The organism is Spirosoma profusum, from assembly GCF_014699005.1.
Classification (GTDB): domain Bacteria; phylum Bacteroidota; class Bacteroidia; order Cytophagales; family Spirosomataceae; genus Spirosoma; species Spirosoma profusum.
This window is the reverse complement of sequence record NZ_JACWZY010000018.1, coordinates 20,168-40,994: the sequence shown is the minus strand read 5'-3', so window position 1 is coordinate 40,994 and position 20,827 is coordinate 20,168. Positions and strand designations below refer to the sequence as shown.

Here is a 20,827-nt window from a genome sequence, read left to right as displayed (position 1 = left end):
CCATTGCCCCGGCGATTCAGAAAGAAGAACGAACAGACTCTTCATTTATGTCTATGGACGTACTGTCAACTACCCAACTCTATCAGAAATTTCAGGAATGCACTAGTGTTTCGACCGATACACGACGTATCACGCCCGATTGTCTGTTCGTAGCGCTCAAAGGAGACAGTTTCGATGGCAATCAGTTTGCGACTCAGGCGCTGGCATCCGGCGCGCGTTACGCCCTCATCGACGACGTAGCAGTTCTGGAACAGAGCCAGCCCGCTGACTCAAATCGGCTCCTGCTCGTAAAGGATTCTCTAACCGTCCTTCAGGATTTGGCCCGCCATCATAGACAAACCTTTACGTTTCCAGTGATTGGACTGACGGGTTCTAACGGCAAAACGACCACTAAAGAGTTAATTGCGGCTGTTCTTTCCAAAAAATACCGAACCTACGCTACGGTTGGCAATCTCAATAATCACATCGGCGTACCTCTCACCCTGCTGGCGATACGTAGCGATTCGCCCGGCGTGGATTCGCCGACCGAGCCTTACGAAATGGCCGTTGTGGAAATGGGTGCCAATCACCAGAAGGAGATTGAATTGCTTTGCTCGATTGCGCAACCCACGCATGGCCTGATTACGAACGTTGGGAAAGCGCATCTGGAAGGGTTTGGGGGTATTGAGGGCGTTCGGAAAGGGAAAGGCGAATTGTTTGATTATCTGATCCAAAACGGACGTACCGCGTTCATCAATTCGCGCGACAAAACCCTGACGGCCATGTACCGGGAACGGCTGAAGACGTATCGACCTGATGAACAGACGGGTGAAGTTGTTTTCTACCCCGCCGTTACGTCGGACGAACAACCGATTGAACTGCTTCAGGAATCGCCCGTGGTAACGTATCGTGCTACGTTGGGCGAAACCATCACGACGCATTTGCCCGGTCAGTACAATTTTGAGAACATGCTGGCCGCCCTGGCCATCGGCGATTATTTTGGTGTTACGTCTGTTGAAGCTAACCGCGCTGTCGCTGATTACAATCCGACTAACAACCGGTCGCAGGTGGTTATCAAAGGCACGAATACGGTGTTGCTCGATGCGTACAACGCCAACCCAAGTTCGATGGCAGCGGCTGTCCGGCAGTTTGCGACTATGTCGGCCAAACGCAAAGCCGTGATCCTGGGCGATATGTACGAACTCGGTCCCGAAAGCGAAGCCGAACATGCCGCGCTGGGGAAGTTAATCGCCGATGGCCGGTTCGATCTAGTAATTCTGGCAGGAAAAGACATGAAATACGCCTTGACATCATTGCCCAAAGCCTACTACTTCCCCGACAAGTTTTCGCTGCACAACTGGCTCATGGACAACCCCATGACCGACACACACGTACTGGTAAAAGGCTCGCGCGGCATGAGTCTGGAATCGGTGGTGCCGTTTATTTAGACCGGTTTTTCACAGGATGCTACCTTGTTTTGCACAAACGAATAAGTTTGTAACTATTTTCAGATAATCTTATATCTTTGGTGGTTTTGTAAAATTACTGGTAGGGCTTTTCGGTCTGAACCATACTTTATTTTCCTATTTCGAATCTTCTCTTTTTATGTTCTTTCCTTTACGTAACTCTTTTCGTTTAAATCTACTCGCCCATCTTTTTCTAAGCGTACTTTTCCTGTCACTGGCAATTCCGCTACATGGTCAAGTTATCCAAACAGTGGCAGGGGATAATCTGAAAGGAGATGGCGGCCCAGCTATCAATGCTAATTTATTAACTCCCTTTAGCCTTGCGGTTGACAGCGACGGAAATTTATTTATTTCCGATCCATTTAGTTATCGCGTTCGTAAAGTATCGCCTGCAGGTATTATTACTACCGTAGCCGGCAATGGAATGAGTGGGAGTAGTGACAGTAACGATGGAGGGCCAGCTGTTAATACAAGTTTAATAGCATTTAATATAGCAGTAGACAACTACAATAATCTCTACATGTCTACTATCTCTAGTTCCATTCGGAAGGTAACTCCAGCGGGTATTATCACGACCATAGCAGGTAATGGTACTTCTGGTTTTAGTGGAGATGGTGGCCCAGCTACCAGTGCTAGTTTAAGCGTACCTTATGGCGTGACTATGGATAAGAATGGTAATTTATTTATTGGAGATGTTGGTAATCGTCGCGTTCGTAAAATAGATACTAATGGCATCATCACTACGATAGTTGGTAATGGCGTACAAGGGTTTAGTGGCGATGCGGGTCCGGCTATCTTCGCCCGGTTTAGGGCACCTTCTGGAATAGCCATAACAAGCAGTGGTAATTTATATATCGCCGATTCCGAAAATCGGCGAATTCGCAAAGTGTCTCCTACTGGTATCATCAATACTATAGCCGGTAACGGAGTGTTTGAATTTAGCGGGGATGGTGGGCCAGCAATTAATGCTAATCTATACAATCCTAACGGTGTAGCAGTAGATAAGGACAACAATTTTTACATTGCAGATCGTTCTAATCACCGCATTCGAAAAGTATCGTCTGCAGGAGTTATTACAACAGTAGCGGGTAGTGGTAGACAAGTTTTTAGTGGTGACGGGGGACCTGCTACTAATGCGAATATCAATTCCCCAACATCTGTAGCATTAGATAAAAATAACAATCTTTACATTGCTGATCTTCTAAATAACCGAGTTCGTAAAGTATCGTCAACAGGCATTATCACCACCATAGCAGGCAACGGCACTGCTGGTTATGGTGGCGACGGGGGTCTTGCTGTTAATGCGCAACTGAACTACCCAATTGGTATAGCGGTAGATAGTAGCAGTAATTTATTCATAGTAGATCAAAATAATCATTGTATTCGAAGGGTAGATACAAATGGTACCATAACGACCATAGCAGGCACTGGTGTGTCCGGTTTCAGTGGTGACGAAGGTTTGGCTACGAATGCCCAATTAAATCGTCCTTTCAGTGTTGCGGTAGATAATAGTGGAAATATTTATATAGCTGATGGGAATAACCGTCGTATCCGTAAAGTGTCTGCTACAGGCATTATCACTACTATTGCAGGTACTGGTACGTTCGGTTTTAGTGGTGATGGCGGACCCGCTATTAATGCCAATATGAAAACACCCATAGGTCTGGCCATCAGTAGTAATGGTAACCTGTATTTTGGAGATTTTGGTAATTATCGAGTTCGTATGATAGACTCTAATGGCATAATCAATACAATAGCAGGCAATGGTTTTAAAAGTTTTAGTGGCGATAGCGGACTAGCAGTTAACGCTAGCTTGACTAATGTTAGAGATGTAGCTATTGATAGTGTTGGTAATCTATTCATTGTAGACTCAGATAATCAACGAATTCGAAAAGTTATTCTTAGCCCTATAGCTAGCGCCCAGACCGGCAACTGGTCGAATAGCAGCACTTGGAATTGCAACTGCCTACCAACCATTTACGACACTGTTACAATCTCAGCCAACCACAACGTAACGGTTAGTGAAGCTGTTCAGGCTAAAGGATTGAGGCAACTTGGCAATCTGATATTTTCTGCAAGCGGCAGGCTTTCCTTTTAAAATAGAGCTTAGGGTTTTAGCGCATTCTAACCCGAATAAATGCTTCAATCTTCATTCCGGAAGATAATTGACGTAGTAGTCTCCCAACTTTAGGTACATCTACTTACGTACCGTATTATCATTATTTTGATTTCGATGTGACTTTTTGTCTTAAAGAAAATCTGAACTAGATACGGCTAAACAATTGACCATTAGGCAGGTCTGCTCTAAAATGCGTCAGAGTTTTTGTCAGGAAACAAACCTTCAATAGATTCCCAGTAACTGTGTGCGTACTCTAGATTTCTCCGCTTTATCCACTTGTCTATGAAACAGATGCTACGTATTAACTCTATCCTGGGACGCTCACTGAGCGTTATTTTTCTGTTTATATGGCTCGTCATACCCGCTTCGGCTCAACTCATTACGACGGCGGTCGGCTCAAATTCACGAGGAGATGGTGGACCGGCTACCAACGCCAGTCTGGCCTATCCGATCAGTGTAGCAATCGATACGTCAGGTAACCAGTATATTGTCGATTCTGATAACAACCGTATCCGCAAGGTCACTACGTCAGGTATTATCACGACCGTAGCGGGGACTGGTACGCCGGGCTTCAGTGGCGATGGCGGACCAGCCACAGCGGCCAGCCTCGATAACCCCAACAGCGTAGCGGTCGATAGTCTGGGCAATCTGTACATTGCTGATTTCAACAATCATCGCATTCGCAAAGTTGCTACGTCGGGGGTCATCACGACCGTAGCGGGCAGTGGTACGTTCGGTTTCGGGGGCGATGGCGGCCCCGCCACCAGTGCCAAGCTTTGGTATCCCAGAGGGGTAGCGGTCGATGGAAAAGGCAATTTGTACATCGCCGATTTTTATAATTATCGCATCCGCAAAGTCGATACGTTGGGGATCATTACGACCGTAGCAGGCAATGGTACGTTTGGATTTGCGGGTGATGGGGGCCCCGCTACCAGCGCCAGCCTGAGTTATCCCTACGGCGTATCGACAGATCATGCTGGCAATTTGTATCTGGCTGACCGTGATAATCAACGGATTCGCAAAGTTGCTACGTCGGGTATTATTACGACGGTGGCGGGGAATGGTTCGACTGGCTTTAGTGGTGATGGCGGACCAGCCACAGCCGCCAGCATGTCCTATCCCACCGACGTAGTGGCCGATAGTCTGGGGAATCTCTACATCGCTGATCCCAATAATCAGCGCATTCGCAAAGTCAATACGTTAGGAGTTATTACGACAGTAGCCGGAACAGGGTCGCCAAACTTTGGGGGCGATGGCGGTCCAGCTACGGCTGCTACTATGGCTTACCCAAGCGGAGTAGCAATCGATAAACTTGGCAACTTATTCATTGCCGATCAGGGCAATAACCGAATTCGGAAAGTTAATACGTCTGCTATCATCAGTACCGTAGCGGGCAATGGCACCCTCGGTTTTAGTGGCGATGGCGGCCCGGCACCCAACGCCGATCTGTATTATCCTATCGACGTAGTAGTAGATAAAGCGGGTAATCTGTTCATTGCCGACCAGGGAAACAATCGTATTCGTAAAGTTGCTACGTCGGGCGTTATTACTACTGTAGCAGGCAATGGTACGTTCGGTTTTGGGGGCGATGGCGGGCTCGCGACTAGTGCCAATCTGGCGAACCCAACCGGCGTAGTAGTCGACGGGAGCGGCAACCTGTTCATCGCCGATCAGAAAAATCATCGTATCCGTAAGGTAACTCCAGCCGGTAGTATCACGACTGTAGCGGGCAATGGTATCCTCGGATTCAGCGGAGATGGTGGTCTGGCGATCAATGCCAGTCTGGACAATCCCAGTGGCGTGGCCGTTGATGCGAGTGGTAATTTATTCATCATCGATACTGGTAATAATCGCATCCGCAAGGTGTCTCCAGCCGGTAGTATCACCACAGTGGCTGGCAATGGCACGGCGGGTTTTGGTGGCGATGGCGGACCAGCCACAGCGGCCAGTTTGAATAATCCCAGTGGTATTGCTATTGACACAGCAAAAAATCTATACATCGCCGACCGATATAATCACCGCATTCGCAAGGTTACGGCATCCGGTAGCATCACGACGGTAGCAGGCAATGGTTTTGCGGGGTTCACTGGCGATGGCGGCCCCGCTCTTAACGCTCGTTTAAACAACCCTAATGACGTATCGGTCGATTCGAGTGGTACGTTGTACATCGCTGATCTACTGAATAATCGGATTCGCAGGGTCACTACGTCCGGTATCATCAGGACGGTGGCGGGCAGCAGCTACGGTTTTGCGGGTGACGGAGGCAGCGCCCTTAGTGCCAAACTAGCCAATCCCAGTGGCGTAGCTACCGATAGTCTGGGCAACGTGTATATTGCCGATCTGCTGAACAATCGAATCCGTAAAGTGCGCGGTGCAATTGTCAGCAAACAAACCGGCAACTGGTCGAACGTTACTACGTGGACATGCAACTGCTTACCGACGGTTTATGACACCGTAACGATTTCTGCAGGTCATACCGTCACTGTAAACCAGATTGTGCGGGCCCATCTGCTGAGGCAGTTCGGTCGACTTCTGTTCACGGCAGGTGGCAAAGTGTCTTTTTAGTACGAAAGATTAATATATGGTTACTGTTATACATCGACTAGTAAGTAAACTTACAACAGATGCTAGTTAAGTTAACTAGGCATGTGGTCACTAAGCATATACAGTAAATCATGTGTAAAAACAGCTCAAGGCGCATAGTTTAAAAAATGTACCGTTAGATAATATAAAAATTAAATTAACTATATTTTCCTAATATGACATTGTATTAATTATACATTTGTTCATCCTATAAATGCAGTATATTAATAGCCATGAGCAAGAACTACTCTTCTTTTCTAACAATTCAGTTACACCGCTATCCTACTATTTCTTCCGGGATAGCTGATTCTGACTCCATCAAATTCCCTGAAATTTATCTGACGTAGACTCGCTCTGTCAGACTATTTACTGTTCAGGCATTTCCTTCTGTATACAAAGCTGTTTGCTTTACACAACCTGTGGAACCAACCATAGATTGTGGTAGCCCTTCGTCGGCTTTAGTGACTACCACTTCGTGAATTCTCAATTATTACCAATTCAATTTCAATCAATTATCTCTTAATCCATGAATGCAGTTCTACAACGTTCATTGAGGGAGATGCTATCGATTATTCGGTGGCTCGTTTCCCCGACGCTAAAGGCGCCTTCAGATTCACCAGATCTGAAGCTCAGAAAATCCAGCGTCTATGCCCTTACATCACCGGCCTATAGGCGGTCATTTGCCGTACTCGCTGTTCTGATTGGCTGGTTAAGCAGTCAGGCGGCCTGGGCGCAAATCACGATCAACGGGGGTGGTACGTATCCTACGATTCAGGCTGCTGTGGATGCTGCCAATACGAACGATGTCATTGCCGTACCTGCTGGTATGTACACCGAACAGTTGCTCATCACAAAGGCGCTGACTATTAATGGGGCCGGTGCTGGTAGTACTATTGTGCAGGCGCCAGCCGTTATGACTGCAGGTCAACTGGCGACTGATCATCGCAACATTATCGAGATACGTAATGGCGTAACGGTAATAATAACAGGTATAAGGGTCAATGGGCCTTTAGCGCCTACCAGTGGATGTGGTGATTTGTTTTATGGTATAAATATTAACCAGGGAGCAGGATTAAATCTGAGCTCGTCATCGGTAACGAATATTTATCTGGACCCAATGGCATCATTCTTTGGTTGCCAATCGGGTTTTGGTATTCGGGCTGGTTTCAATGCACTCAGTTCGCCAGGTAGTTTGACCGCGACCAACGTAACGGTTTCCAATTATCAGAAAGCAGGAATTATTATCGATGGTGCTGGCTCGAACGGTGTTATTCAAAATGCCATCGTTTCAGGAATCGGTCCTACGCCGAGTATTGCACAGAACGGAATTCAGATTAGCCGGGGCGCAACCGGTGATGTACAGAGTTCGACCATCACGGGTAACAACTACATCCCTCCTTCGGGCACGACTACGGCGGCAGGGCTGCTAACCTTCGGTGCAGGCCCTGTTACAGCTACTGGCAATACGTTTACAGGGAACGATGTTGGTATCAGTGTGGCTCCAGATCCTGCTGCTGTAACACCACCAGGATTACTGACCGCAAATAACAATACGTTCAGCAACAACGATGTTGCGGGGACGCAAGTTACTCCACCTGCTACGTTTAGCGGTTCAGGAAACTCGTTCGACAAATCGGTTACGAACAACAATAAGCCGGGTACTACGTATGCCACAATTCAGAGCGCAGTAAATGCAGCGTCGGCGGGCGATATACTCACGGCCAGCGCAGGTACTTTCGATGAACAGGTACTGGTTAACAAAGGGGTGACCATCGTGGGTCAGGGAGCCAGCACTATTGTTAACTTCTCCGGTACAGTTGCTGGCAAACCTACGCTTTTCGACGTATCGGCTAATAACGTTACGATTCAGGGAATCCATTTTATAGTCGATCTTTCCAGGCTTAGTAGTGCCATCCTTGCCACTAATGCCAGCATCAACGCTATTACTGTTAAAGACAACATTGTTGATCCCACCGGTACCCCTCCCAGCGGTCTTCCCCCTGGTAGTCCACCTAGCGCATTACCTTATGGTACTCGAAACGCCATCAGCATCAACTATGGTGATTATCGTGTTAATGGTAGTGTAATAACCGTCACCGCTACCGGTAACACGGTCAATGGGGTTGGCCTGACGAATTCCTTCCGGGCGGGCATCTGTACTGATGAAGCCGGTGGTACGTTCACTGGCAACAGCATCCAGTCAATTAATCAGGATATTCAGGTACGCTTCGGTTCCAATGGTGATGTCAATATCTCCAACAACAACCTGCGGGGTGGCGGTATCGAACTGGCTGAGCATAACGCTGGGGCAGGCACCTTTACGGTGAGCAACAATATCTTCGACGGTACCTTCAGCAACGGCTACACCTCCCTGCTACGTCTGAAGAACAACGCCAGCGCCAAGCTGACCAACGTATCGAGCAACACCTTCGCCAGTCACAATTGGGGTATCAGTCTGGAAAACTACCAGAACGTCAATGTGACCAACAACCGGTTCGATCCGTTTGCTTCTTCGGGTTCGTATCGCCACGTTACGTTCGACACCAAGGAGTTTAGTTCATCGAGTGGCCTTCCAACCGTACCGGCTCCGGTGGTTTCGCTGACCCTGACGGGCAATACGTTCAATGGTTCTTCTGTACCAAACAGCGGCACAGCCGTGATTTTCCTGAATCAGGACAATGACAACCCAACCTTCGGGCCGATTGTGCTGGGAACGGCAGGTAGTGCGAACAACTTCGCTGGCAGTCTGGGCACTTTCATCGCCCTGGACGGCAACACGGGTCTGGTTGCTCCTAACAACACCCAGGCAGCGCCATTCGCGGTAAACCTGAATGCAGCGAATAATATATTTGATGTGGGTACCGGGCCGAAGCTTCCTGCAGCCATGAATACGTCGGAACGGATTGCTCTGGAAAACAAACTGACTCACAAACCCGACAACGCAGCTTTGGGATTGATTAGCTTCTTCAACCCAGTGCTGAACGTTTCTCAGGGTACCTCCTACAGCACCATCCAGGCTGCTATCGATGCCGCCAGCGATGGCAACATCATCCAACTGGCCGAATACACCTTTAATGAGCGAGCTACTGTAACCAAGCCTTTGACCATTACAGGCGTCAGTCAGACCGGCACCATTATCGATGGTACTGGCCTGGTTCCAGGAAACGGCTTTAACTTACCTACTGGCGTATCGGGCATCACTATCGGGAATCTGACGATCAAGAATCAGCAGGGTGCGGGTGACCCCAACAACGTTGGTAATGGTATTTATGGTCGAACGAATAGTAACCTGACTATTTCGGGCGTGATTGTTACCAATAACGGAAAGCACGGTATTATTCTGGAAGCTCTGGCAACGTTAACCGACGTATCGGTAACTAACTCTACGCTAGCCAGCAACGGTGTTGGAGCTGGTGGACGAGGATTCATTATTTTCAACCAACTCAAGCAGAACATCACGCTGACCAATAACACGGTTATCAATAATGGTCTGACCGGTATTGATATCAACGAAGGAACGGCTACGGGCGTTACGATTTCGGGCAATACAGTATCGGGTAACGGGGATGCGGGTATTTCCTTACTGGGCGCCTTAGCTACTGGGAATGCGAACCTGATTTCGGGCAATACCATTTCCAGTAACGGTCGTTACGGAATGGAGGTTAAATCGTCAATCGGTACCGGTGCTACGTCGGGGCCAGGAAGTCTGGTTATTGAAGGCAACAACATTAGCGGAGCCACTAACGTATCGGGTACTCGCGACATAGCAGGTATCGCGGTAATACGTCGGGCGGCTGCTTTTAGTGTGAACAACCAGGAAACGCCGAAGGGAGCCGTGGTACGCAATAACAACGTATCGGGTTTTGCCCATCCTGGTGCCGGCGAAGGTTTCGGTATTGTTGTTGAAGGCGTTAATTATCTGGTAACGGGCAACACCGTATCGTTAAACGATATTGGTATCCAGGAGCAGCAAACTCCTATAAACCCTTCGGACCCGAACCGCAATCGGACATCAGGTACTCCGGCAGATGGCGATTCGCAATATGACGTAAGTGACTATTTTGACCGGGGTAACTCGATTTATGCGTGTGGTGTAGTAAATGGCAATACCCTTGACAACAATAACGTTGCCTCCCGTACAGTAGGAACCGTAGGCGCCCCATTCCTTTCGCTGACTGCCAGCAGTCCGCTGAGCTGCACTGCCCCCACCGTTACGTTGGAGGCTTCTGCCGGTTTCGCCAGCTATACGTTCAGTACCGGAGCTTCACAAGTGGGTGCAGTAACCAGTAACAGCGCTACGGTCGACGCAACTGGTACGTACTCGGTGACAGCTACAGCTATGAGTGGATGCGTATCGACCACGAACGTAACGGTAGTAGGCAGCACGACGGCTACCCCAGTTGACCTGACGGTTAGCAGCGGAATCAGTTGTACAGCCACCAGCGTTACGTTGACAGCTTCTGCCGGTTTTGATAGTTACACCTTTAGCACCGGCGCTTCGCAAGTGGGTGGTTCTACCGGAAACACGGCGACAGTAATTGCAGCCGGTACGTATTCCGTGAGCGCCGTCAATGCATCGGGCTGTCTATCGACCACCACAATTACAGTTGTAGGCAGCACGACGGCTACTCCGGTTGATTTAGTGGCAAGTGGAGCCCTGAGTTGTTCCACTACCAGCGTTACGTTGACAGCCTCCGCCGGTTTCACCAGTTATACCTTCAGCACGGGCGCTTCGCAGGTAGGTGGTTCGACAGGTAACACGGCAACGGTTATTGCTACTGGTACGTATTCGGTAACAGCGGCTAATGCATCAGGGTGCCTCTCAACTTCCAACGTAACAGTCGTAGGAAGTACAACCGCTACACCGGTTGATTTACTGGTTAGTGGAGCCCTGAGCTGTTCCACTACCAGCGTTACGTTGACGGCCTCAGCTGGCTTCACCAGCTATACCTTCAGCACCGGCGCTTCGCAGGTAGGTGGTTCGACAGGTAACACCGCTACAGTAAATACATCGGGTACCTACTCGGTAACAGCCGCTAATGCATCGGGTTGTCTCTCAACCTCAACGGTGACAGTGACCGGCAGCACGACGGCTACTCCGGTTGATCTGACGGTCAGCGGTGCGATAAGCTGTACGACCACCAGCGTTACGTTGACAGCCTCAGCTGGCTTCACCAGTTATACATTCAGCACCGGCGCTACCCAAGTGGGTGGTTCAGCGGGTAACACGGCTACGGTTATCACAGCCGGTACGTATTCAGTGACCGCTGTCAATGCATCGGGTTGCCTCTCAACGTCAACTGTGACAGTAACCGGCAGCACGACGGCTACTCCGGTTGATTTGACATCGAGTGGTCCGTTAAGTTGCTCGGCACCGAGTGTTACGTTGACGGCAAGCCCTGGCTTTAGCAGCTATACCTTCAGTACTGGTGCATCGCAAGTAGGCGGTTTGGGTGGTAACACGGCTACGGTCAACACGGCCGGTACGTATTCGGTAACGGCTGCTAATGCGTCAGGTTGTCTCTCGACTTCCAACGTAACAGTGACCGGCAGCACGACGGCTACTGCCGTTAATTTGACAGCAAGTGGTCCATTGAGCTGTTCCGCTCCTAGTGTAACTCTGACCGCTACGCCAGGCTTCACCAGTTACGTCTTCAGTACTGGTGCTGCCCAACAAGGTGGCTCGGGTGGTAATACGGCCACGGTGAATGCAGCCGGTACGTATTCGGTGACGGCTATTAATGCATCAGGTTGTCAGTCGACTTCCAACGTAACAGTAACCGGCAGCACGACCGCTTCGCCTGTGAACCTAGTGGCTAGTGGAGCCCTGAGCTGTTCCACTACCAGCGTTACGTTGACGGCCTCAGCTGGCTTCACCAGTTATACATTCAGCACCGGCGCTACCCAAGTGGGTGGTTCAGCGGGTAACACGGCTACGGTTATCACAGCCGGTACGTATTCAGTGACCGCTGCTAACGCATCGGGTTGTCTCTCGACTTCCAACGTAACGGTAACCGGTAGTACAACCGCCACTCCGGTTGATTTGACATCGAGTGGTCCGTTAAGTTGCTCGGCACCGAGTGTTACGTTGACGGCAAGCCCTGGCTTTAGCAGCTATACCTTCAGTACTGGTGCATCGCAAGTAGGCGGTTTGGGTGGTAACACGGCTACGGTCAACACGGCCGGTACGTATTCGGTAACGGCTGCTAATGCGTCAGGTTGTCTCTCGACTTCCAACGTAACAGTGACCGGCAGCACGACGGCTACTGCCGTTAATTTGACAGCAAGTGGTCCATTGAGCTGTTCCGCTCCTAGTGTAACTCTGACCGCTACGCCAGGCTTCACCAGTTACGTCTTCAGTACTGGTGCTGCCCAACAAGGTGGCTCGGGTGGTAATACGGCCACGGTGAATGCAGCCGGTACGTATTCGGTGACGGCTATTAATGCATCAGGTTGTCAGTCGACTTCCAACGTAACAGTAACCGGCAGCACGACCGCTTCGCCTGTGAACCTAGTGGCTAGTGGGCCGCTGAGCTGCTCTTCCACAACAGTTACCCTGACGGCTACACCGGGCTTCACGAGTTATGTCTTCAGCACGGGAGCAGCTCAACAAGGCGGTTCGGGTGGTAACACGGCTACGGTCAACGCGGCTGGTACGTATTCGGTAACGGCTATTAACCCATCGGGTTGTCAGTCGACCACTAACGTAACAGTAGTTGGTAGCACCACAGCCACTCCGGTGAGCCTCACATCCAGTGGACCTCTGAGTTGCTCTTCTACAACGGTTACCCTGACGGCTACGCCAGGTTTCACCAGCTACGTCTTCAGCACGGGAGCCAATCAGCAGGGCGGAGGTAACACGGCTACCGTCAGCACCACCGGTGTTTACTCAGTCACTGCTATCAATGCTGACGCCTGCACGTCATTTGCCAGCACACCGGTAACGTACCAGGAGTGCCCTCCTCCGGGTAGCTTCACGATCGTCAGTGTGACCATGTTGGGCTGTAGCCCAGCGGGGCCAAACCTGCGGCACTTCAGCTTCACTCCCGTGTACAGTGGTCTGACGGGTCAGCCCATCAGCTTCTCGGTAGTGAATGAATTGCCACCGACAACGCTGGCGGGTCCCTATAGCCTGGATAAGTATACCGATAGTCCGGTGATTGTCCTGAAGGCGACTCAGCAGGGTACTCCCGGCGAAGCAACATTCAGCTACAACTGGCTGAACGCCTGTGTAGGTATGCAACCTACCAATACAGCGCCATCGGTGGTCGCGCCTGTCCCTCCACAGTCAGCCACGGTCAATCAGACCTACAGCTACGTGATTTCTGCAGGTACGTTCACCGACGCAGAAACGCCTAACAGCCTGACGTATTCGGTAACGGGTCTGCCTCCGGGAATTAGCTTCTCTGCGCCGAACTTTATTTCGGGTACACCGTCGACCACTGTAGGTTCGCCCTTCTCGGTAACGGTAACGGCTACGGATCCAGGTGGTTTAACGGCCAGCACGGTCTTCCCGCTGACGGTAAATCCAGCCGCTACGACCGCTACGTTTGGTATCACGAGCGTTAACCTGCTGAACTGTACGACGTTGACTCCGAACCGCCGGTCTATCAGCTTTAACCCGGTTTACAGTGGCACGACGGGTCAACAAATCACCTTCTCAGTGGTGAATGAACTGGCGCCCACAACGAATGCAGGGCCTTATCAACTGGATCTGTACACAGATAATCCAGTGATTGTCCTGAAAGCAACTCAGCAGAATACGCCGGGTGAAGCGTCGTTCAATTACAACTGGTTAGAAGCCTGCAACAACACGCCGTCGACCAATACACCGCCAACGGTGGCCAATCCGATCGGTCCGCAGTCGGCGACGGTTAATCAGGGTTATAGCTTCGTGATTCCTGGTAATACGTTCACTGATGCGCAGACGCCCAATAATCTGGCCTTGTCAGTAAGTGGGTTGCCAGCTGGACTGGGCTTCACGCCACCGGCCACCATCTCAGGTACGCCTTCCACTTCGGCAGGCTCGCCCTTCTCGGTGACGGTAACGGCTACGGATCCAGGAGGATTGTCGACCTTCACGGTCTTCCAGCTGACGGTAAATCCGCAAAGCACGACTCCGCCGACCAACTTCGCCATCACGGGTGCTACGCTGGTCAACTGTAGCTCGTTGACACCGAACCGCCGATCCATCAGCTTTAACCCGATTTACAGTGGTACGAACGGTCAGCAAATTACCTTCTCAGTGGTGAATGAACTGGCGCCCACAACGAATGCAGGGCCTTATCAGCTGAACCTGTACACGGATAATCCAGTGATTGTTCTGAAAGCAACTCAGCAAGGAACACCTGGTGAAGCGTCCTTCAACTACAATTGGCTGGATGCCTGTAACAACGTACCGTCGACCAACACGCCACCCACAGTGGCAAACCCGATTGGTCCGCAATCGGCAACGGTTAACGTGGGTTACAACTTCAATATTCCGGCCAACACTTTCAATGACGCTGAGACGCCTGGAAGTCTGGTTCTGTCAGTAAGCGGGTTGCCAACTGGTCTGAACTTCAATCCTCCGGCTAACATCTCGGGTACACCTTCCACCTCAGCAGGCTCGCCCTACACAGTGACGGTAACCGCTACCGATCCGGGTGGTTTGTCGACGAACACGACCTTCCAGTTGACGGTTAATCCGAACACTAGTAACGGTACGTTCTCGATTGCCAGTGTGAATACGCTGAACTGTACGACGTTGACTCCGAACCGTAAATCCATTAGCTTCCAGCCGGTGTATACCGGAACGACGGGTCAGCCCATCAGTTTCTCGGTGGTCAATGAACTGGCTCCAACGACATCCTCGGGTCCTTATAGCCTGACGCTGTATACGGATAATCCATCGATTACGCTGAAAGCCGTTCAGACAGGTACACCTGGTGAAGCTACATTCAACTACAACTGGTTGAACGCCTGCAACAGCATGGCTCGTCTGGGCGCACCTGAAGTTCCGCTACAAGTCGTCGTACTGGGGAACCCGGTCATTGGCGAAAGTGTGGACGTCAGCGTGAAAGGCGCCGAAGGTAGTGCGTTACGTCTACGTGTAGTAAATGCACAAGGACGACCAGTGCACGAACAAACGGTTGAACAGGCTGGTGCCAATGAACGCGTTCGGATGAATGTTGGTCACACCAGTGGCATCTATCTGTTGGATGTCAGTATTCCGGGGCAACACCAAACGATTAAGTTACTCAAGCCCTAGGTAGAGACGTACGATTAAGTTAGTCAGAACCGGGATTTAGCTGATTTTAGGATTTAACGATTTTGTAGAAAAGCGCTTCAACGAAGCGAAAAACAAAATCCGGAAAATCCTAAAATCAGCTAAATCCCGGTTCTGATTTATATTGACCATGAGTTTTCGGTTGCTTATTGCCTTTTACCTAAAACAATATTTCGGTACTCATGCTACGCTACGTATTACTGTTCCTATTGCCCATTTTCGCCTTCGCTCAGGAGAACAAATTTGAAGGTGAAATTCAGGCATTTGAAAAAGCCGATAAGACATCACCCCCACCCCAGCGACCTATTGTGTTTACGGGCAGCTCGTCGATTCGGCTCTGGGAAAATCTGGGCAATTATTTTCCGAATAAAAACGTATTGAATCGAGGATTTGGTGGATCGACGCTGACTGATGTTATTCACTTCGCCGACCGGGCAATCGTTGCCTATGCACCCAAACAGATTGTTTTGTATGCAGGTGAAAATGACGCAGCAACCGGTGCGACCGGCCAGCAAATCTATGAGCGCTTTGTAACGCTCTTCGAAAAAGTTCGAAAGAAACTTCCCGACGCTACGTTCACCTTTATCTCCATAAAGCCAAGTCCATCTCGCCGGAAATATTTTCCTGAAATCGACGCAGGAAATCGACTCATTCAAGAGTTTCTGGCGAAGCAAAAAAAGACGCAATTCGTTGATATTCGTCCCGTTATGCTGCTAAAAAATGGACAGCCCGTTCCCGAATTATTTAAATCTGATAGTTTGCACATGCTTCCGGCCGGTTACGAGCGTTGGGCAAAAGTGTTGGGACCTTATCTACAGTAATGGTTCCGACTAAAAAAATATTGAAAATGTGCAAACGTTTTCGCACTCAATGCCCCAAACTATAATTTAGGGCTATTCTGCCTGTATAACCGTGTTTTTGTCCTGAATCCAGATTCTACCAGAGCCAACCGGAGAAAATATAGAAGGACTTTTGAGGAACAGGCTTTGATTTGACGAAGGCCCGATTCGAACATCTCGTAGTTTTGTGGGATAAATCCGATACTTCTTTTCCATGAAAAAACTGACTGTCTGCTTAGTTGTAGTTGGGTTGGCGGTAAAGACGCTCTACGCACAAACGGCAACCTTCGCCATCCTACCTAAACCTACAAGCCTGGAAACACGTAGCGGTGCATACGTACTGCCCGCCAAACCAGTCATTAACGTAGCGGCTACCGACCCGGAAGTACGTCGGATTGCGCAGGTTCTGGCCGACCAACTGGCGAAATCAACCGGTACGTTGCCAACCGTCAATGCGGGTAAGTCATCGAAAGGCATTTCGTTTGTTCCAGCCAGTGGTGGAAAATTAGGTGAGGAAGGATACACGCTGACCGTTTCGCCTAAACAAATCGTGATTTCGGCCGAAAAACCACAAGGTTATTTCTACGCCGTACAAACGCTGATGCAACTAATGCCAGCGACAGTTTTCAGTCCGACAAAAGTAGATGGTGTTACTTGGTCGGTGCCCGCCTGCGCCATTGAAGACCGTCCCCGCTACGGGTATCGCGGGTCGATGCTCGATGCAGGTCGTCAGTTTTATCCGGTCGCTTTCATCAAAAAATACATCGACCTGCTGGCCCTTCACAAAATGAATGTATTTCACTGGCATTTGACCGAAGACCAAGGCTGGCGCATCGAAATCAAGAAATATCCCAAGTTGACTGAACAGGCTTCCATTCGGCAGTCGACAATGGTAGGGCACTACCGCGACCGCAAATACGACGACAAACCGTATGGCGGTTTTTACACACAAAACGACGTGCGCGACGTAGTGAAATACGCCCAGGATCGGTTCATTACAGTAATTCCCGAGATTGAAATGCCGGGACATTCAGTAGCGGTGTTGTCGGTCTATCCCGAACTCGGCGCTAATCCCGATCAGGTTATGCCAGTGTCGGGTACATGGGGGGTTCATGACCACGTGCTGTTTCCACGTGAAGAAACCTTTACATTCCTGGAAAACGTACTGACCGAAGTAATGGACTTGTTTCCAAGCAAATATATTCACATCGGTGGCGATGAGTGCCCGAAAAAAGAATGGAAACAAAGCAAATTCTGTCAGGAACTGATGAAGAAAGAGGGCCTGAAAGACGAGCACGAACTCCAGAGTTATTTCATCCGACGTATCGACAAATTCGTCACGTCGAAAGGCCGACGTATTATCGGTTGGGATGAAATTCTGGAAGGGGGCCTCTCGCCGAATGCTACGGTAATGAGTTGGCGGGGTATCAGTGGCGGTATTGCAGCCGCCCGGCAAAACCACGACGTAGTAATGAGTCCCACTACGTATTGCTACCTCGATTATTACCAGGCTGATCCGAAAACCCAGCCCGTTGCCATTGGTGGGCTGCTGACACTGGATAAAGTTTACAGCTTTAATCCGTCGGTGACCGATAGTTTAACCGCGGAGCAAGCCAAACACGTACTGGGTGTTCAGGCCAACGTCTGGTCGGAGTATTTGCCAACTACCCACTACGTTGAATACATGGCATTTCCCCGCCTGATTGCCGTTGCCGAAACCGCCTGGACACCTATGGAAAGCAAAAATCTGGACGATTTCAAACAACGGTTGGCTACACACAATAAGCGATTAGACTACCTGAAAGTCAATTATTTCGAAGCCCCCATTAATAATACGTTCGAGTATGTAATGCCGAAAGAAATAACGAAAAAGTGATGCCTATAGCTCCATCTCCATGCGAATATCGGCACGGGCGTAGGGAGTCGGTACACTCGGTACTTCGCGAAAACCAACGCTGGCATACATGGTCAGGGCCGGCGTGAGTCGGCGGTTTGATTCGAGCCAGAGTGTTTTTACACCTTTTTTACGTGCGTAGTCGATGGCGGCTACGCACAATTTTTTTCCGATTCCCTTACCCCGCGCTTCGGGCGAAACAGCCATTTTGGCGAGTTCAAAACCCGTTTCGCCCATATTTACAATCGCTACGCAGCCAAGAATAGTATCACCTTCTTTGGCGAAAAGAATCTGACCATCATTTGGAAGTATATATTTCTCAGGCTCATCCAGTTGTTCGAGATCATGTTTTTCGACCGTGAAATAATGCGAAATCCAGTCAACATTCAGACGTTTAAAGTCGGGTTGATAGGCAGGTTCATAAGGGATGATAGAAATCTCGTTCATAGTGGTGTTTATTGATGGGGATTTTTCTATTTGACTTAACAGAAGCCTATAACGTGGCGTTCCCAAATCTGAGCGGGGATTTGGTAAATGTATGCGTTACTTTTCTGAGAGTATAGTGGTGAAAACTCTATTTTTGTCATGCTGAGGCACGAAGCATCTTAAAATATCCCAACTCGTTTGTAGGGATACAGTAAGATGCTTCGTACCTCAGCATGACAAAACAGACCCCTGAACTGATTGAAAGCCTTTCTCAACGACATGTCTAAATTCATTACGTTTCTTTTTCTCCTGCTGATTGGCTACGTAGCACTAGCCCAACCCATCCGGTTTGCTTTTGTGACCGATACGCACGTTGGTGCTCCCGAAACGGCCGCCGAAGACCTGCAACGTACCGTCAACGATATCAACGCTTTACCTGACATCGACTTCATTATTTTCACCGGCGACGTAACAGACTTCGGCTCAGACGCAGAATTTGCGCAGGCAAAAAAAATCATGGATGGACTTACCCGAAAGTGGTACGTCTTCCCCGGAAACCACGATACCAAGTGGTCGGAAAACGGCTGTAACAGCTTTCGGAAAGTATTTGGTGCCGAACATTTTGCGTTCGATTTTGGAAAATACCGGTTCATCGGCTGCGGCAGCGGTCCCAACATGCGGATGTCGCCGGGACTGGTGAGCCGCGAGGACGTGCTGTGGCTACGTAGCGAAGTCGATAAACTGAAAGGCTCCGACAAACCGGTTATTTTCCTGAACCACTATCCACTTGATAACTCGCTGGCGAACTGGAATTTAATTATCGACGAAATTAAAAAGACCAACGTACAGGCTGCTTTCTGCGGACACGGCCACGCCAATAAAGCGATGGATTTCGAAGGTATTCCGGGAACGATGGGGCGTTCGAATCTGCGCGCCAAAGATGCGGTTGGCGGCTATAATCTCGTCACGATCCAAAATGATACGTTGTCATTCGCGGTACGTACGCCTACCGTTAGCGATACGCCCGGTCAGACGGCTGCGCCCTGGCGGGTTGTTCCGCTTGTAAATCACCATTTTGCGCAGTCGAACGCTACGTATGAACGGCCCTCTTATCAGGTCAATCAGCAGCACGCCAATGTGAAAGCCGTCTGGGAAAAGCAAGACAGCAGTGACATCGGTGCAGGTATCATTGCCAATAAAGAAATGGCTATTTATCCTAACACAAATGGACAGATAGTAGCTCTGTCGCTGGCCGACGGTTCCGTAAAATGGCGATTCGCGACGGGTGGAAAAATCTATTCGACGCCAGCCATGCAAAAAAATCGTATTGTCTTCGCATCGACCGACGGAACCATTTATTGCCTGGACAAACGTAGCGGCAAACCGTTGTGGAACGTAGCAACGGGCAAACCGATTGTGGCCTGTCCGCTCATCGACGGGAAGTCCGTATACATTGGTAGTTCGGAAGGAAAATTTCGGGCGTTGTCGTTGAAAAATGGGGCTGAACAGTGGACATTCGACGGTGTAAAAGGATTTATCGAATCGGTACCGGTGGCCGATAAAAAACGAGTTTTTATTGGCTCGTGGGGGTCGTCGCTTTATGCATTTAACCGAAAAACTGGCCAACTCGACTGGACCTGGACTAATGGGAAAGGGCGCAATTTCTCACCCGCAGCCGGCGTACCGATTCTGACCGATGGCCGTATTTTTCTTCAGACTCCCGACCGAACCGTAACTGCAATTGACGCCGAAACAGGAAAAGAAATCTGGAAAACGAATGAACATAAAGGTTTCGAATCCAGCGGTTTATCAGAAGATAAAACACTGTTCTACGTTAAATGTATGAACGATACGTTGTGGGCTTTATCCACTCGTTCCAGCCAGCCGCAGCCCGCGTGGTACGTTAATTGTAAGTTCGGCTACGAGATTAGTCCGTCGCCCATCACCGAGCGAAATGGCAGGATATTTGTTCCAACTGACGATGGCGTTGTCTTGGCCGTTGATCGCCCGAAACGACAGGTCATCTGGGCGCACAAATTATCGAACGCAATGGTTAACCGGATTTGTGTACTGAATGACCACGACGTATTGGTGACCACCATGGACGGCAAAGTAGCTCGATTGCAGGCAGTTGAAAATTGATCATTAACGTAGTACATACCATCATTCAGAATGGGTTAGTCGAAACTTGTTACGGGCTACCTATCAGCGTTCATCCGCGAAAGTATTTCAATTCGGGTAGGGATTCTGCGT

8 protein-coding genes are annotated in these 20,827 nt (G+C 49.7%); 7 read left to right on the top strand and 1 reads right to left on the bottom strand.

Annotated features, from left to right (window positions below; translation table 11 throughout):
• Positions 1-47: 47 nt before the first annotated feature.
• The 6 genes from IC229_RS19890 (at position 48) to IC229_RS19865 (ending at position 18,130) form a co-directional block, all read left to right on the top strand.
• A complete protein-coding gene (locus tag IC229_RS19890) occupies positions 48-1,427 on the top strand; it encodes a UDP-N-acetylmuramoyl-tripeptide--D-alanyl-D-alanine ligase (protein WP_190888766.1) in 1,380 nt (459 codons plus the stop codon).
• A 157-nt stretch (positions 1,428-1,584) separates the two neighbouring features.
• Positions 1,585-3,543 (top strand): NHL domain-containing protein, encoded by a 1,959-nt coding sequence (locus tag IC229_RS19885; RefSeq protein ID WP_190888765.1) that lies wholly within the window; start codon positions 1,585-1,587, stop codon positions 3,541-3,543.
• 303 nt (positions 3,544-3,846) lie between these two features.
• On the top strand, positions 3,847-6,129 hold the full coding sequence (locus tag IC229_RS19880; RefSeq protein WP_190888764.1) for an NHL repeat-containing protein: 2,283 nt from the start codon (positions 3,847-3,849) through the stop codon (positions 6,127-6,129).
• A 544-nt stretch (positions 6,130-6,673) separates the two neighbouring features.
• Complete coding sequence (locus tag IC229_RS19875) at positions 6,674-15,397, top strand: putative Ig domain-containing protein (RefSeq protein WP_190888763.1); 8,724 nt, start codon at positions 6,674-6,676, stop codon at positions 15,395-15,397.
• Between the two features lie 200 nt (positions 15,398-15,597).
• Positions 15,598-16,236, top strand: coding sequence for a GDSL-type esterase/lipase family protein (locus IC229_RS19870; RefSeq protein ID WP_190888762.1), 639 nt, complete (start codon positions 15,598-15,600; stop codon positions 16,234-16,236).
• Positions 16,237-16,468: 232 nt separating this feature from the next.
• Positions 16,469-18,130, top strand: a complete 1,662-nt coding sequence (locus tag IC229_RS19865; RefSeq protein ID WP_190888761.1) for a beta-N-acetylhexosaminidase — start codon at positions 16,469-16,471, stop codon at positions 18,128-18,130.
• Between the two features lie 3 nt (positions 18,131-18,133).
• Here IC229_RS19865 and IC229_RS19860 read toward each other — a convergent pair whose 3' ends face one another.
• Positions 18,134-18,595 (bottom strand): GNAT family N-acetyltransferase, encoded by a 462-nt coding sequence (locus IC229_RS19860; protein WP_190888760.1) that lies wholly within the window; start codon positions 18,593-18,595, stop codon positions 18,134-18,136.
• A 258-nt stretch (positions 18,596-18,853) separates the two neighbouring features.
• Here IC229_RS19860 and IC229_RS19855 point away from each other — a divergent pair, with 258 nt between their 5' ends.
• Positions 18,854-20,716 carry an outer membrane protein assembly factor BamB family protein gene (locus IC229_RS19855; protein WP_190888759.1) on the top strand — a complete coding sequence of 621 codons (1,863 nt, stop codon included), beginning with the start codon at positions 18,854-18,856 and terminating at the stop codon, positions 20,714-20,716.
• Positions 20,717-20,827: the final 111 nt, after the last annotated feature.

What these genes read in the sequence shown, in the direction of transcription:
- IC229_RS19860 (WP_190888760.1), bottom strand. Translation starts at nt 18,595, where the DNA reads ATGAACGAGATTTCTATCATCCCTTATGAACCTGCCTATCAACCCGAC.
- IC229_RS19880 (WP_190888764.1), top strand. Translation starts at nt 3,847, where the DNA reads ATGAAACAGATGCTACGTATTAACTCTATCCTGGGACGCTCACTGAGC.
- IC229_RS19875 (WP_190888763.1), top strand. Translation starts at nt 6,674, where the DNA reads ATGAATGCAGTTCTACAACGTTCATTGAGGGAGATGCTATCGATTATT.
- IC229_RS19870 (WP_190888762.1), top strand. Translation starts at nt 15,598, where the DNA reads ATGCTACGCTACGTATTACTGTTCCTATTGCCCATTTTCGCCTTCGCT.
- IC229_RS19855 (WP_190888759.1), top strand. Translation starts at nt 18,854, where the DNA reads ATGTCTAAATTCATTACGTTTCTTTTTCTCCTGCTGATTGGCTACGTA.
- IC229_RS19865 (WP_190888761.1), top strand. Translation starts at nt 16,469, where the DNA reads ATGAAAAAACTGACTGTCTGCTTAGTTGTAGTTGGGTTGGCGGTAAAG.
- IC229_RS19885 (WP_190888765.1), top strand. Translation starts at nt 1,585, where the DNA reads ATGTTCTTTCCTTTACGTAACTCTTTTCGTTTAAATCTACTCGCCCAT.
- IC229_RS19890 (WP_190888766.1), top strand. Translation starts at nt 48, where the DNA reads ATGTCTATGGACGTACTGTCAACTACCCAACTCTATCAGAAATTTCAG.